The organism is Kocuria sp. CPCC 205297, from assembly GCF_040981035.1.
GTDB classification, from domain to species: Bacteria; Actinomycetota; Actinomycetes; order Actinomycetales; family Micrococcaceae; genus Kocuria; species Kocuria marina.
Window position 1 is genome coordinate 30,755 of record NZ_JAVKPY010000008.1, and the last position, 14,710, is coordinate 45,464.

Genomic DNA, 14,710 nt, shown 5'->3' on the forward strand with positions numbered 1-14,710 from the left:
GTCCCGTGCTAGCCCAGCATGGCGCGCCGGGCGCTGTCCGTGCGTTGTCCCGGGTCCCCGATCTTGACCGCGGCCGAGAGCACCGTGACGACGGATCCGGAGAGCACGACCGGGTTCAGTTCCAGGAACGCGATCTCGGGGAAGCGGTCCTTGAGAAAGGCCACACGGTTGATCAGCTGCTCCAATCCGGTGGTGTCCACGGGCGGGACGCCCTGGTAGCCGAACAGTTTCCGCGCGGCCTTGGGCGCGCGCACCATGCGAGTGATGTCCCGGTCGGTCAGCGGGGGCACGCGGTGGGCCCAGTCGTCCAGCAGGTGCACGGCGTCCCCGGCCATCCCGAAGGACAGGACGGGACCGATGAGTGGGTCCTCCGCGGCGCGCACCACCACGGTCTGTCCCGTGGGCGCCATGGACTGCACCTCGAAATCGCTCGCGTTCCAGCCCGCGAGCGTGCGCTTCATGGTCTCGATCGCGGCACCCAGTTGGTCCGCGTTCGCGATGTTGAGCACCACCCCACCCAGGTCCAGGCGGTGGCGCAGGAACGGGTCCGTGGACTTCAGGGCCACGGGGTAGCCGAGCCGTTCGGCGGCGGCGTACGCGGCCTCCGGGTCCGTGAACCGCACGGACTCGAGCACGCGGATCCCCGCGAGACCCAGCAGCTCGTTGCGCTCGGCGATCTCCAGTTCGTAGAGCGCGTCCCCGCTGATCTTCTCGCGCAGCCGTTCCAGGAACTTCTCGACGCCGTCGGAATCGAACTCCTCGGGCGGCACCATCACGCCCTGGTCCTGCGAGCGCCATGTCATGTAGTCCACGACGCTCGCGAGCGCGCTCAGGGCGGCGCCGGGCGAATCGAAGCACGGCAGGGCGGCGTCGTCCGCGGTGTGCACGGACGTGGTCATGGCCTCGGGGCCGTGTTGACCCGTGAACACGACCACGGTCGTTCGGTCGGCGTCGCGCGCGGCCCGGGCGACGTCGCTCGCGAGCGCCGCGGTGTCCAGGCCGCGCACGGGCATGAGCACGAGCACGACGCTGTCGACCGCATCCGACGAGAGCTGAGCGCGCACGGCGTCCAGGACGGCCTCGTGCGCCCGCTCGGGCCCGTTGGAGGTGTTCACGGTGCCGTCCACGACGGTGGGGTCGAGCCGTAGGCGCAGGGCCGTGTCCTCGGCGAGCTGCGCGAGCGCGAGCGCGTTCGAGACCACGGCCACGCGCGGGGAGACGGGCAGCGGCTGGCTCTCCGCGATCGCGGCGATGTCGAGCAACTGCTCGGCCGTGGTCGCACGGATCACCCCGGCCTGGCGAAACATCGCGTCGAGCGCGCCGGCCGGGGCCTGGGTGACCCGGCCCGTGTGGCCCGGCGGGAGCCGCAGGCCGGTGACCTCGGACTTCGCGACGATCACGGGCTTGCTCAGCGAGAGCCTGCGCGCAATGCGCGAGAACTTGCGCGGGTTGCCCACCGACTGCAGGTAGAGACCGCATACCGTGGTGGCGGGGTCGTCCTCCCAGTACTGCATGAGGTCGTTGCCGGAGACGTCCGCGCGGTTCCCCGCCGAGAGGTAGCTGGACATCCCCACGCCGTGGCGCTGCGCGGCACCGTAGAGCATGGTGCCGATCGCCCCGGACTGGGAGAACAGTCCTAGTCCTCCGCGGCGCGGCAACTCGGGCAGAACGGACGCGTTGAGCGAGACCTCCGGATCGGTTGTGAACAGACCCAGGCTCGCTGGGCCCACCACGCGCATCCCCGCGGCGCGGGCGATCCGCACCAGGCGGCGCTGGGCGGCCGCGCCCTGCGCACCGTCCTCGGCGTAACCGCCCGTCATCACGACGACGGCGCGCACTCCCGCCCTGCCGCACTGCGTCACGGTCTCCTCCACCGATTCGCGCGGCACCGCGATCACCGCGAGGTCCACGGTGCCCTCGATCTCGTCGAGGGACGAGACGAAGTGCAGTCCTTCGCGCTCGTACGGGGAATGACCTACGCCGTAGAGCGTGCCCGTGTACCCGCCCGTGAGGATGCCCTCGACCGCGTGGAACCCCGCGTGGTCCCGGTTCGCGGATGCCCCCACGACCGCCACGGTGGCCGGTGTCAGCAGGTCCGTGATGGACCGGGCCTCCGCGCGGTGCTCGCGCGCGGCCATCACCGCGAGCGACTTCTCGGTGGGGTCGATGTCGAAGTCCACGACCACCACGCCGTCCTCGAACTGACGGGAGACGTCGTAGCCGGCCTCCACGAAGACGTGGAGCATCTTGCGGTTCTCGGGCAGCACCTCCGCGGTGAAGCGGTCGATCCCGTTCTCGCGGGCGGCGGCGGCCAGGTGCTCCAACAGGATGGACCCGATTCCCCGCCCCTGGTGGTGATCGGAGATCATGAACGCGACCTCCGCCGAGCGCTGCGTGGTGCGGTCGTAGCGGCCCACACCGATCATCCGCTCCCCCAGGATCAGCACGAAGCACACGCGGTCCCGGTGGTCCACCGTGGAGAAGCGGTCCAGTTCCCGCTGGGACAGGGTCGGTTTGTAGGAGAAGAACCGCAGGTAGATGCTGTCCTCGGACTGCCCGGAGTGGAACTCCTGGAGCAGGTCCTGGTCCTCGGGGCTGATGGGGCGCAGGTGCGCGGTGGCGCCGTCGCGCAGGATGACGTCCGCCTCCCAGTACTCGGGGTAGGTCTGCTGCGGCGCGGCGTCGTCGGTGGTACCCATAGACTTCAGAGTAGCCAACCGCCTGCTCCGGTCACAGGAGCACGCCCTGATTTCAAGGAGTTACCCCTCGATGGCTCGTCGCCGCTCAGCCACGCGTTCTCCCCAGGACGAACTGCCCAAGGACTTCACCGAGCACATCGTGGACGTGGACGTCACGCAGGAGATGGAGACGAGCTTTCTGGAGTACTCCTACTCCGTGATCTACTCCCGCGCGCTGCCGGACGCCCGGGACGGTCTCAAGCCCGTGCAGCGGCGGATCCTGTTCATGATGGACCAAATGGGCCTGCGCCCGGACCGCGGCCACGTCAAGAGTGCGCGCGTGGTGGGCGAGGTCATGGGCAAGTTGCACCCCCACGGTGACGCCGCGATCTACGACGCCATGGTCCGCATGGCGCAGTCCTTCGCGATGCGCGTGCCACTCGTGGACGGGCACGGCAACTTCGGGTCGCTCGACGACGGTCCGGCGGCCCCGCGCTACACGGAGGCCCGGATGGCCCCGGCCGCGCGCACGCTCACGGGTGACCTCGACGAGGACGTCGTGGACTTCGTGCCCAACTACGACAACCAGTTCCAGCAGCCCGCGGTGCTGCCGGCCGCGTACCCCAGCCTGCTCGTCAACGGGGCCACCGGGATTGCGGTGGGCATGGCCACGAACATGGCACCGCACAACATGCGCGAGGTCGCGGCCGGGGCCCGGCACCTCATCCTGAACCCCGAGGCCACGCTCGAGGAACTCATGCGGTTCATCCCCGGTCCGGACCTGCCCTCCGGCGGTCGGATCGTGGGCCTCGAGGGCGTGCGGGACGCCTACCGCACCGGGCGGGGTTCGTTCCGCACGCGCGCCACGGTCTCCGTGGAACAGGTCTCGCCCCGCAAGCAGGGCATCGTGGTGACCGAGCTGCCGTACATGGTGGGCCCCGAGAAGGTCACCGAGAAGATCAAGGACGCGGTCCAGGCCAAGAAGCTCGCCGGGATCTCGGACGTCGTGGACCTCACCGACCGCACCAACGGGCTGCGACTGGTCATCGAGCTCAAGAACGGGTTCAACCCGCAGGCCGTGCTCGCGCAGCTGTACAAGCACACACCGCTCGAGGAGTCCTTCGGGATCAACAACGTGGCTCTCGTGGAGGGTCAGCCCCGCACCATGGGGCTGCTCGAGCTGCTGCGGGTCTACAGCGACCACCGGATCAGTGTGGTGCGCCGGCGCACCGCGTTCCGCCTGGCCAAGCGGCAGAACCGGTTGCACCTCGTGGAGGGGTTGCTGATCGCGATCCTCGACATCGACGAGGTCATCCAGATCATCCGTTCCTCCGAGGAGACGGCCGAGGCCCGGGACCGGTTGATCGCGGTCTTCGACCTCTCCCGCGCGCAGTCCGAGCACATCCTGGAACTGCGGTTGCGTCAGCTGACCAAGTTCTCCCGGATCGAGCTCGAGGCCGAGCGGGACACCCTGCAGCGGGAGATCGCCGAACTCGAGGCAATCCTGGGCTCGGAGAGCGCGCTGCGCGGCGTCGTCGCGGACGAGCTCACCGAGACCGCGGAGAGGTTCGGTGACGAGCGGCGCACCGTGCTGCTCGAGGCCGAGGACCTGCCCGCGGTCACCGCGGAGAACGCGCGCGGGAAGAAGAACGCGGCACCGTCCGTGGCGCTCGAGATCAGCGACGACCCGTGCTGGGTGTTCCTGTCCACGACCGGGCGGATCGCCCGCAGTGCCGTGCGCACCCCGCTCGCGGACGGCTCCCGGCGCTTCAAGCACGACGCCCTGACGAGCGTGGTGCCCTCGACGGCGCGCGGGGAGATCGCCGCGATCACGTCCACGGGCCGGATGCTGCGCGTCTCGTGCGTGGACGTGCCCGTGCTGCAGGAGTTCGACGGCGTTCCCCGCCTCGCGGACGGCGTGCCCGCCGCGGACTTCCTGGGTCTGGACAAGAACGAGACGCTCGTGGGACTCGTGCCCAGCAATGCCGTGTTCGCGATTGGGACCGCGGACGGCGTGGTCAAGCGCGTGAACCCCGACTACCCGCTGAACCTGGACCAGTGGCCCGCGATCAAGCTCAAGGACGGGGACTCGGTGGTGGGTGTGGGTGCCGCGCCGGTCGACGCGGAACTCGTGTTGGTCTCCTCGGACGCCAAGCTGCTGCACTTCCCCGCATCCGCGGTGCGCCCCCAGGGCCGAACGGCCGGTGGTGTGGCCGGGATGAAACTCGCGCCGGACGAGCACGTGATCTTCTTCGGGGCGGTGGCACCGAGCGAGTCCACCGTGGTGGTCACCCAGGCCCGCAGTGACGGTCAGCTGCCCGAGATGGGCGAGGCGTCCGTGAAGGTCACCCCGCTCTCGGAATTCCCCGCCAAGGGCCGCGCGACCGCCGGTGTGCGGGCCCAGCGACTACTCGCGGGTGAGACCGGGTTGACCCTGGCGTGGGCCGGCCACGGGCCGGGCAAGGCCGTGTCCGCGGCGGGCGTCGCGCGATCGCTCCCCGTGGAGTATGGGCGCCGGGACGGTTCCGGTGTGGGCATCGACCGTGCGGTCGCGGCCGTGGGACCCGCGCTCAGAGGTCTCCCCGTGCCGGGGACCACGACGGATGGGGAGTCAGCCGCGGAGAACGAATGACCCGCGGACCGGGCGCCGCGGAGGAGGATGGATCGGCGACGGTCGGCGACCGACCCGCGCACGGGGCGACGGCGGCGTCGCCCGCGGACGACCGACCGTCCGGGGCGTCGCGCCGCCCGGCGCGTGAGACGGCGCCGCTGCCCGAGCACACCACCTGAGGCGCTCAGGCGTCGATCTGCTCCTGGTTGAGCTGGGCGGCACCGGCCACGATGAAGTCCTTGCGTGGGGCCACCTGCGAGCCCATGAGCAGGGAGAACGCGCGCTCGGCGGCCTCGGCGTCGGACACGCGCACGCGCCGCAGGACACGGTGGCGGATGTCCATCGTGGTCTCCGCGAGCTGATCGGCGTCCATCTCCCCCAGGCCCTTGTAGCGCTGGATGGGCTCCTTGTACCGACGATCCTGCTCCTCGAGGCTGCCCAGCAGCGTGTCGAGTTCGCGCTCCGAATACGTGTAGACCATCTCGTTGGGCTTGGAGCCCGGGTTGACGATCTGCACCCGGTGCAGCGGGGGCACCGCGGCGTAGACCCGTCCGGCCTCCACGAGCGGGCGCATGTAGCGGTAGAAGAGCGTGAGCAACAGGGTGCGGATGTGGGCGCCGTCCACGTCCGCGTCCGTCATCATGATGACCTTGCCGTAGCGGGCGGCGTCCAGGTCGAAGCTGCGACCCGACCCGGCCCCGATTACCTGGATCAGGGCCGCGCACTCGGCGTTCGCGAGCATGTCCGTGATCGAGGCCTTCTGCACGTTCAGGATCTTGCCGCGGATCGGCAACAGCGCCTGGTAGTTGGAGTTGCGGGCGAGCCGGGCGGTGCCGAGCGCAGAGTCGCCCTCCACGATGAACAGCTCCGAGCGGTTCACGTCCGCGGAACGGCACTCCACGAGTTTCGTGGGCATCGACGACGTCTCGAGCGCGTTCTTGCGCCGCTGGGTCTCCTTGTGCACTCGGGCCGAGATCCGGGACTTCATCTCCGCGACGACCTTCTCGAGCAGCTGACCGGCCTGGGCCCTGTCGTCCCGCTTCTTGGAGGTCAGCTGCTTGGTGAGCTCCGCCTCCACGACCTTGGCGACGATCTGGCGCACCGCAGGGGTGCCCAGCACCTCCTTGGTCTGCCCCTCGAACTGGGGTTCGGCCAACCGGACCGTGAGCACCGCGGTGAGCCCGGCCAGGACGTCGTCCTTCTCGAGCTTGTCGTTACCCGCCTTGAGCTTGCGGGAGTTGGTCTCCACCTGCTTGCGCAGGGTCTTGAGCAGCGCATTCTCGAAACCGCTTAAGTGGGTGCCACCCTTGGGCGTGGCGATGATGTTGACGAACGAGCGCACCGTGCTGTCGTACCCCACGCCCCAGCGCAGGGCCACGTCCACCTCGCACGTGCGATCGACGTCGGTGAGCCGGGCGTGGCCGGACTCATCGAGCACGGGGACCCGCTCGGTGAAACTGCCCTGCCCCTGCAGCCGCCACACGTCGGTGACGGGCGCGTCCGCGGCGAGGAACTCCGCGAACTCCGAGATCCCGCCGTCGTACTGGAAGACCTCCTCCACGGGACCGTCCGCGCCCGGTGTACCCGGCAGGCGGCGTTCGTCCTGCACGGTGATCTTCAGCCCGGGGATCAGGAACGCGGTCTGGCGGGCGCGGCGCACGAGCTCCTCGGTGGAGAAGCGCGCGTCCGGGGTGAAGATCTGATCGTCGGCCCAGTAGCGGATCCGTGTGCCGGTGACGCCGCGCTTGGCTCTGCCCACGACCTGCAGGTGCGAGTCGGTCGTGAACGCCTCGAACGGTGCACTCGGGGACGGCGCCCCCTTGTCCGTGAACGTCCCGGGCTCACCGCGCTTGAACGACATCTGGTATGTCTTGCCGCCACGGTCCACCTGCACGTCCAGGCGCGCGGACAGCGCATTGACCACCGAGGCTCCCACGCCGTGCAGCCCGCCCGACGCCGTGTACGAACCGCCGCCGAACTTGCCGCCCGCGTGCAGTTTGGTGAACACGACCTCCACGCCCGTGAGGCCCGTGCGGGGTTCGGTGTCGATGGGGATGCCGCGACCGTCGTCGTGGACCTCCACGCACCCGTCCCGGTGCAGGATCACCGTGATGTCCTGGCCGTACCCTGCGAGCGCCTCGTCGACGGAGTTGTCGATGATCTCCCACAGGCAGTGCATCAGACCGCGCGAGTCCGTGGAGCCGATGTACATGCCCGGGCGTTTGCGTACCGCCTCGAGGCCCTCCAGGACGGAGAGGTGGCGGGCGTTGTATTCGGAACGGGACGGTGTCACGGTGGTGCTACTCCGGGGTTCGGGGGCGGCCCGCGGACGGTGCGGGACCATCCCACTGTAGTCGGCACCCGGGGTTTGTGCGCGGTGGGCGAAACAGGGCCTTCGTGGGAAGCATTGACTGCGCGCGTGGGTTGTACTGGTACGTGCGATCGGGGCGTGACACCCCTGATGGCCGTGCGGCGGCTCAGATGAGCGCCGTCGCATTCCGTACCCCGTGAGGAGGATCCCATGAACGCGACACTCGAAGCGCGTGAACTTAACGCGACCCACCGTTGCGACGCCTGCGGTGCCCAGGCATACGTCCGCGTGGTCCTCGAATCCACCGGTGGCGAGCTGCTGTTTTGCGCCCACCACGCTCGTGAGAACGAGGAGAAGCTGCGCCCGTTGGCCGCCACGTGGCAGGACGAGACGCAGCACATCGGCGCCTGAGCGACAGGCCCACCCGCGGCGTTCCGGTCCCCCGCCGGAACGCCCGGACACGAAGGAAGGCGCGCATCCTCGGATGCGCGCCTTCCTTGTCATGTGTCCTTTACATCATGTGTCCCTCACGGGCCGGGCTTGCGGCCCCACAGGATCACGTTGGTGCCCAGGTACTTGGTCTCGAAGTCCACGTCCGTGAAGCCGACTTCGCGCATGAGCTGCGCGACCTGCGCGGGCTGCATGAATCCGAGGGTGGAGCTCTCCAGGTAGGAGTAAGCGTCCTTGTCCTTGGCGACCACCCGTCCCAACAGGGGCAACACGATCCGCATCCCCGCGGTGACCGCGAGCTTGAGCAGCCCCCGGGGCGGTGCCGTCTCCAGGACGACCACCCGCCCCCCAGGCGAGAGCACACGGAACTGTTCGCTGAGTACGCGCGGGACGTCGCTCACGTTGCGCAGCAGGTAACCGTGGGTCACCGCGTCGAAGGATTCGTCCGCGTACTCCAGCGAGTGGGCGTCCGCGAACTCCCACTCGATGCCGTCCGCGCCGGGCTTCGTGCGGGCGCGCTCGAGCATGTTCTCGGAGAAGTCCACCGCCGTGATCTCGGCGCGGGGTTCACGACGCCGCGCGGCCAGCGCGATCTCCCCCGTGCCCGTGGCGATGTCCAGCAGCCGGCTGCCCGGCGTCACGGCCGCCCGCTGGGCCACCTCGCGGCACCACTGGGCGTGCCGACCCAGGGTCATCAGCGTGTTGATCCGGTCGTAGGAGTCCGTGATCCGGTCGAAGATGCCCTGGACCTTCGTATCCCGTTCGGTCATGGAGTGCTTACCGTTCTTGTTCACCGAGGACATCAGTCCAGGTAGTCCCGTAGCACCTGCGAGCGGGACGGGTGACGCAGCTTGGACATGGTCTTGGACTCTATCTGGCGAATCCGCTCACGGGTGACGCCGTAGACCTTCCCGATTTCGTCCAGGGTCTTGGGCTGACCGTCCGTGAGCCCGAAGCGCATGGCCACCACACCGGCCTCGCGTTCGGAGAGCGTGTCCAGCACCGAGTGCAACTGCTCCTGCAGCAGCGTGAAGGACACAGCGTCCGCGGGGACCACGGCCTCGGAGTCCTCGATCAGGTCGCCGAACTCGGAGTCACCGTCCTCACCGAGCGGCGTATGCAACGAAATGGGTTCGCGACCGTACTTCTGGACCTCCACGACCTTCTCGGGGGTCATATCGAGCTCGTTGGCGAGCTCCTCCGGGGTGGGTTCGCGCCCCAGATCCTGCAGCATCTGGCGCTGCACGCGGGCCAGCTTGTTGATGACCTCGACCATGTGCACCGGGATGCGGATGGTGCGGGCCTGGTCCGCCATGGCGCGGGTGATGGCCTGACGGATCCACCACGTGGCGTACGTGGAGAACTTGAAGCCCTTGGTGTAGTCGAACTTCTCGACCGCGCGGATCAGGCCCAGGTTGCCCTCCTGAATCAGGTCCAGGAACAGCATGCCGCGGCCCGTGTAGCGCTTGGCCAGGGACACCACAAGGCGCAGGTTGGCCTCAAGCAGGTGGTTCTTGGCGCGGCGGCCGTCGTGGATCACCCAGCGGTAGGCGCGGCGGGTGTCCGCGTCCATGGAGTCCTGTTCGTCCGCGAACTTGTGCTCGGCGTACAGCCCGGCCTCGATGCGCAGGGCCAGGTCCACCTCCTGCTCCGCGTTGAGCAGCGCGACCTTTCCGATCTGCTTGAGGTAGTCCTTGACGGGGTCCGCGGTGGCACCGGCGACGACCACCTGCTGAGCGGGAGCGTCGTCGTCGTCGTTGTTGGTCAGCACGAAGCCGCGCGCACTCTTGTCCTGGCGGCCCTTCATGAGCGGGGCCGATTCCTCCACTGAGGCCTGCTGGGACTCCTGGGTGTCCTCGTCCTCGAGGTCCTCCGGGGTGTCCTCGGGCACCAATTCGTCCTCGGCGAGCGCCTCCTCAACGGGATCCTCCTTCTTCCGACCGCGCCCGCCCGCGGGGGCCTTAGCGGCGGGCTTCGCGGCGGTTTTGGTGGTCTTGCGGGTGCCCGCGGACTTGGCGGTGCCCTCCGCGGAGTCCGCGGCGGTCTTGGTGCGGGTCGTGGACTTGGTCGCCGCGGTCTTGGTCGCGGCAGACTTCTTGGCGGCGGTATTCCGGGTGGCGGTATTCTTCGCCGCGGGGGCGGCGGTGTCTGACTCGTTCGACGCCGCCGCGTCCGATGTGGCAGCGGTGGTCTGCGACGACGCCGCGGCGGTCCCCCGCGTGGCGGAAGCGGTCTTCTTAGCGGCGGTGCTCTTGCGCGCCACAGTCTTCTTGGCCGCGGCGGCCCTCTTCACGGCGGGCTTCTTGGCAGCGCCACTCGTGCTAGCGCCGCCCGTGCCTGCCTGAGAAGTGGTCTCAGCGGGGTCCGTCTGCTCCGTGGAGGCCTGAGAAGCGGACGCGGTCTTGCTGGCAGCTGGTGACACGGAGAACCTTTCGTTGGACAGATCTACGGGTGCGCACCGCATCAGCGGCCAACACACCTATGACCCTGTCAAGTCCGGCGTGGTGACACGAGGTCCCGCCGAGACTCTGAGGGCCTCATTCGCCCTAACACCGACCCTTCGCAGTTTGTTCCCGCACACCGTGAAAAGTTTTCGCCCGCCCCCGTTACCTCTAGCGACGTGCCCCCATCACCCCTGGTCCGAGGCACCGCGTTCCCACACGCCCCGGCCCGGCCACGCGGTACGCCGGTCCACGCACCACCACGGCGTGGGCTGGTGTCGCAACCGGTGCGCCACGTCGGCCGCCGCGGAACGGCCGGGCATCACGGATCGTTCGGACCCCGCGGCACCCTCCCGGTTCGCGCAGCGTGCGAGCAACCGCGACGCCGTGTGGGCGCGACCCCGGTACACCTCGAGCTGCGCCAAGGTGGCCACGACGCTCGCGGCAGCCGCGGTCAAGGGTTGCCGATCGTTCGAGGGGTTTGGGTCACTTGACGGCTCTCGGTCACCCGACGTCTCCCGGGAACCCGACAAGTCTCGAGGACCCAACGACTCCCGCGAGCCCGCCACGATCTCGGTAGGGTCGGCGAGCGGGTCGCGCCCCGCTCCCAGAATCCCGTCCAGCACCTGCAACACCCGGTACGCACCGTCCAGGGTGTCCCAGTCCGGCGGGCCGTCCCATTCCCCGGCCACCGCGACCACGCAGCGCAGGGCCTCGTCGATCTCGTCCTCCGAGGGCTCGGACCCCGCGATGCCGCCGCCCAGCCGCACCATGGCGGCCCGCAACCCTGCGAGCGCCGCCGCGGCCCGAGCGGTGCTCCCGCTCAACCACGCGTATAGCAGCGCGTCCCGGACGAGATCGTCGTGCACCCCCTCGATCAGCAGCGCGAGATGTCCGTCCGACAGACCCAGGACGGTATCCACCCAGTGCTGCCTGTCCGCCTGGACGCAACGCACCGCGCGGTGCCACGCCGTCAACGGATGCCGCGGATCGGGGTCGATGGTGGGCGGCGTCGGACCCGGCACCGTGGTCTGCGCAGGTGCGGAATCGCCGTCGTCCGTGCGCAGTCGCTCCCACGCACGCGTGACATGCTGTGCCCTCCGGGCGAACCGGTGCCGCCACCGCGGATGGTGCTCGGGCGCATCCGGTTCGGCAGCGCTACCCAGTGCGATCATCTGGGCGTTGACCGCGCTGTCCCGGATCAGCTCGACGGGCAACGCCCGGTCCGGTTCCGCGAGGTCCCACCAGTGCTGCGGACCCACCACGAGGGTGCGTAACACGGTGAGTCCCGCCCGTTCCACGGCGCACGCCCACCGGGCCGCGGCCACGGCCTCTCGATCCACCCCGCCCTCGAGGGCCTGGTCCGAGTACACCGTCACGACCACCTCCCCGCAGTGACGCACACGCGCGAGGACCTCGGCGAGCTCCGCACCGAGCTCGTACGGATCGGTCTCCACGGTGGGTGAGTTCATGCTCAGGCACAGGGCGCTGCTGTCGGCCACGGGGAAGAACAGCACCGAGGTGTTACGGGGCTGCCGACCCACCTGATGAGGGATCAGCGCGAGGAGGTCCTCGGTGCTGCGGATGCGAACGGTGTCGGCGGCTTCATGGGAAATGGTCATGACGCCACCCTGGCGACCGGACGCCCCTCGGCGGGGTCGGTCCGCGCGCATGTGCACGAGCTCGCTCCCGACACACCCCGGGGCGGTGCTGTGGAGGGCGCTCGCCGCGGTGGGCGAAGTGGGGTGCCGCCTACGGTGGAGCGGTGGGGTGTGGCGAGCCAGTGCCGTAACGGGACGCGCGGCGCGGGTTCCCACTCGCCCAGGGGTCAGACGGAATCGGGGCCGTGCACCCGGCGCACCTTGCGTGTGCAGCGAAGGATCGCGACCGTGCCCACGAGGGCCACGAGGGCCTGGGCGGCGATCGCGGGACGGAACGCATCGGCGTCGTACAGCGTGGGTGAGATCCCGGCGCCGAACAGCAGGTCGAGCACAAGCCCCGTGACGTAGATCGCGAGCAGGGACGCCGCGAACCCGCCCACGTTGGCGAGTCCCGTGGCGGTGCCGTTGCGCTGCGGCGGGTTGAAGGAGCGCACGATGTCGAACGCCAGCATGGACGCGGGCAGGGACAGAGTGATCATGCACACGGCCACGTAGACGACCACGGCGGGGGCGTGGCCCGGCCAGACGAGCAGTGCGGTCCACCCGGCCCAGCTCACGAGCACGCATGCCAGGGACAGTGTGGAGCGCCGGCGCGCGAAGCGCGCGCTGAGTTTGCCGATCACCGGCGCCACCGCCACGTTGAACACCACGTACACGGTCATCACGGCGGAGGCCTGCGTCGGGTCCAGCCCTTGTGCGTTCTGCAGGTACGGGTACGCCCACATGAGCGCGAACGTGTTGCCCACGAACTGCACGGTGAAGTGGACCCAGAAGCCCAGCTGGGTCCCCGGTTCCTTGATGGCCTGCGCCATGGAGGTGCGCACGATCGCCAAGGAGATCGCGTCGTTGAGCTCACGCGCGCCTGGCGGGTTGCTGCGCAGGAGCAGACCGGAGAGCACCGCGGCGAGCAGGGCGATCGCCGCCATGACCACGAAGGACGGCACCCAGCCGACCACGTGGAGCAACGCCGCGAACGGGATCACGGAGAAGAGCTGGCCCAGGTTGCCCGTCATGCCCACGACCTGGGTGAGCATGGGTACCTTCAGCACGGAGAACCACACGGGGAGCAAGCGCATGACGCACACGAACGTGGCGGCGTCGCCGGCGCCCACGAGGATGCGACCCACCACGCCCTCGGCCACGGACTGCGCCGCGGCCAGTTGCAGTTGTCCCGCCGCCATGGCCACGGCCCCCACGGTGATGAGGATGCGCGGGCCGAACCGGTCCACGAGCACCCCCACGGGCACCTGTAGTGCCGCATAGACGAGCACCTGCATCATGGAGAACAGGGACAGCCCCGAGGCCGCGGTCTGGAACCGGTCGGCGGCCTCCACCGTGGCCACGCCGAAACTCGTGCGCTGCGCGACCGCGGAGAAGTACGCGAAAACACCCACCGCGAAAATCAACCATGCGGTGGCTGAGTCCTTGTACCGGGACGGACGGGGTGCAACCGGTTCGGGCATGCGGATGGGCCTCCCACGGGCTCGGCGACGGAGGCCCGTGCATACCGGGTGCGGGGCCCTACTCTCGGTGGTCCTCCGGGTCGCTCTGCGCGGCCAGGAACGCCTCCGCGGCGGCACCGAGGTCGTCGGCGTCGGGCAGGTCGGCGTCGTCGGGCCCGGCGAGAATCGAACGACGGGCGGACGCGTCCACCACGTCATCGTATCGCCGTTCCATGTTCTGGATGACAGCCTGGACCTCGGGCGAGGAGTTCGCCTGCGCGTCGATCTGACGGATCACGTCCCGGGAGGCCTCCCGTAACTCGTCCGTGGGCAGAGTGCGCCCGGTCACGGCACTGAGATACTCGAGGGCCGCGACGGCCGCCTGCGGAAGGTAGGACTCCGCGAGGTACTGCGGCACGTGCACGGACAACCCCACGTGATCGATCCCACCCTCCTGCAATCGCAGTTCGAGCAGGTGCGAGGCGGATGCGCTGACCTCGAACGTGGGCTTGTTGCCGTCGATCCGGGGCAGCAGATCCGCACGCGGACCATGGGCGGTCACCAGGATGGGCCGCGTGTGCGGCACGGGCATGGGGATCCCTCCCACGAGCGCCACGAGACTCACCCGCAGTCGTTGCGCGAGCCCCACCACGGCGGAGCTGAACCGCTCCCACTGGGTGTCCGGCTCGGGTCCGGTGAGCAACAAGAAGTGCCGATCCAGCCCGTCGGTGACCACATGCAGGTTCAGCTCGGGCGCCTCGAAGTCCTCGAAGTGGTCCTCCGAGAACTTCACGTGGGGGCGCCGGGAGCGGTAGTCGTAGAGCTGGTCCAGGTCGAAACGGACCACGGTCTCGCTCGGCATGGAGTCGAGGATGACGGCCTCGATCTGACCGGCCAGGTGGCCGGCCTCCACGTATCCGGACAGCGCCACGATCATGGGCAGCCCACGCAATCGCTCGTCTCCCAGCAACGCGGGATTCCCCAGATACAGGGCCGTGGGATCCAGCACACTTCCTCCTCGTCGAATCATGGGCGCGGCACAGGGGCGCCGACGCTCGTGAGAAGGGAACGCCCGGAGCGACCCCGCCTATTCCCCGCTTCCCCGGGGCTGTGCTG

General features: G+C 69.4%; 9 protein-coding genes. 2 read left to right on the top strand and 7 right to left on the bottom strand.

The genetic code is table 11. The annotated features are described in order from the left end of the window. Positions 1–8 precede the first annotated feature (8 nt). Positions 9–2,699: a GNAT family N-acetyltransferase gene (locus RF650_RS08850; RefSeq protein ID WP_368814698.1), complete on the bottom strand. Its 2,691-nt coding sequence runs from the start codon at positions 2,697–2,699 to the stop codon at positions 9–11. 70 nt (positions 2,700–2,769) lie between these two features. Here RF650_RS08850 and RF650_RS08855 point away from each other — a divergent pair, with 70 nt between their 5' ends. Beyond that, positions 2,770–5,310, top strand: coding sequence for a DNA topoisomerase (ATP-hydrolyzing) subunit A (locus tag RF650_RS08855; protein WP_368814699.1), 2,541 nt, complete (start codon positions 2,770–2,772; stop codon positions 5,308–5,310). Between the two features lie 163 nt (positions 5,311–5,473). Here the strand turns inward: RF650_RS08855 and RF650_RS08860 are convergent, their stop codons facing one another. Next, the gene (locus RF650_RS08860; RefSeq protein ID WP_368814700.1) at positions 5,474–7,582 is read right to left on the bottom strand and encodes a type IIA DNA topoisomerase subunit B; all 2,109 of its coding nucleotides are present in this window, start codon (positions 7,580–7,582) and stop codon (positions 5,474–5,476) included. 228 nt (positions 7,583–7,810) lie between these two features. Between RF650_RS08860 and RF650_RS08865 the strand changes: the two genes are divergently transcribed. Then, positions 7,811–8,011, top strand: coding sequence for a hypothetical protein (locus tag RF650_RS08865; protein WP_368814701.1), 201 nt, complete (start codon positions 7,811–7,813; stop codon positions 8,009–8,011). Positions 8,012–8,127: 116 nt separating this feature from the next. Here the strand turns inward: RF650_RS08865 and RF650_RS08870 are convergent, their stop codons facing one another. From RF650_RS08870 to RF650_RS08890, 5 genes are all read right to left on the bottom strand, one after another. Further along, the gene (locus RF650_RS08870) at positions 8,128–8,853 is read right to left on the bottom strand and encodes a ubiquinone/menaquinone biosynthesis methyltransferase (RefSeq protein WP_368814702.1); all 726 of its coding nucleotides are present in this window, start codon (positions 8,851–8,853) and stop codon (positions 8,128–8,130) included. After that, positions 8,853–10,472 (bottom strand): RNA polymerase sigma factor, encoded by a 1,620-nt coding sequence (locus RF650_RS08875; RefSeq protein ID WP_368814703.1) that lies wholly within the window; start codon positions 10,470–10,472, stop codon positions 8,853–8,855. Before RF650_RS08875 ends, RF650_RS08870 begins: the two co-directional genes overlap by 1 nt. A 207-nt stretch (positions 10,473–10,679) precedes the next feature. After that, a complete protein-coding gene (locus RF650_RS08880) occupies positions 10,680–12,113 on the bottom strand; it encodes a DUF4192 family protein (protein ID WP_368814704.1) in 1,434 nt (477 codons plus the stop codon). A 206-nt stretch (positions 12,114–12,319) separates the two neighbouring features. Then, positions 12,320–13,615 (bottom strand): nitrate/nitrite transporter, encoded by a 1,296-nt coding sequence (locus RF650_RS08885; RefSeq protein WP_368814705.1) that lies wholly within the window; start codon positions 13,613–13,615, stop codon positions 12,320–12,322. 58 nt (positions 13,616–13,673) lie between these two features. Continuing rightward, positions 13,674–14,603, bottom strand: coding sequence for a proteasome assembly chaperone family protein (locus RF650_RS08890; protein WP_193519420.1), 930 nt, complete (start codon positions 14,601–14,603; stop codon positions 13,674–13,676). Between the last annotated feature and the right edge of the window lie 107 nt (positions 14,604–14,710).

What these genes read in the sequence shown, in the direction of transcription:
- RF650_RS08855 (WP_368814699.1), top strand. Translation starts at nt 2,770, where the DNA reads ATGGCTCGTCGCCGCTCAGCCACGCGTTCTCCCCAGGACGAACTGCCC.
- RF650_RS08850 (WP_368814698.1), bottom strand. Translation starts at nt 2,699, where the DNA reads ATGGGTACCACCGACGACGCCGCGCCGCAGCAGACCTACCCCGAGTAC.
- RF650_RS08880 (WP_368814704.1), bottom strand. Translation starts at nt 12,113, where the DNA reads ATGACCATTTCCCATGAAGCCGCCGACACCGTTCGCATCCGCAGCACC.
- RF650_RS08865 (WP_368814701.1), top strand. Translation starts at nt 7,811, where the DNA reads ATGAACGCGACACTCGAAGCGCGTGAACTTAACGCGACCCACCGTTGC.
- RF650_RS08885 (WP_368814705.1), bottom strand. Translation starts at nt 13,615, where the DNA reads ATGCCCGAACCGGTTGCACCCCGTCCGTCCCGGTACAAGGACTCAGCC.
- RF650_RS08870 (WP_368814702.1), bottom strand. Translation starts at nt 8,853, where the DNA reads ATGTCCTCGGTGAACAAGAACGGTAAGCACTCCATGACCGAACGGGAT.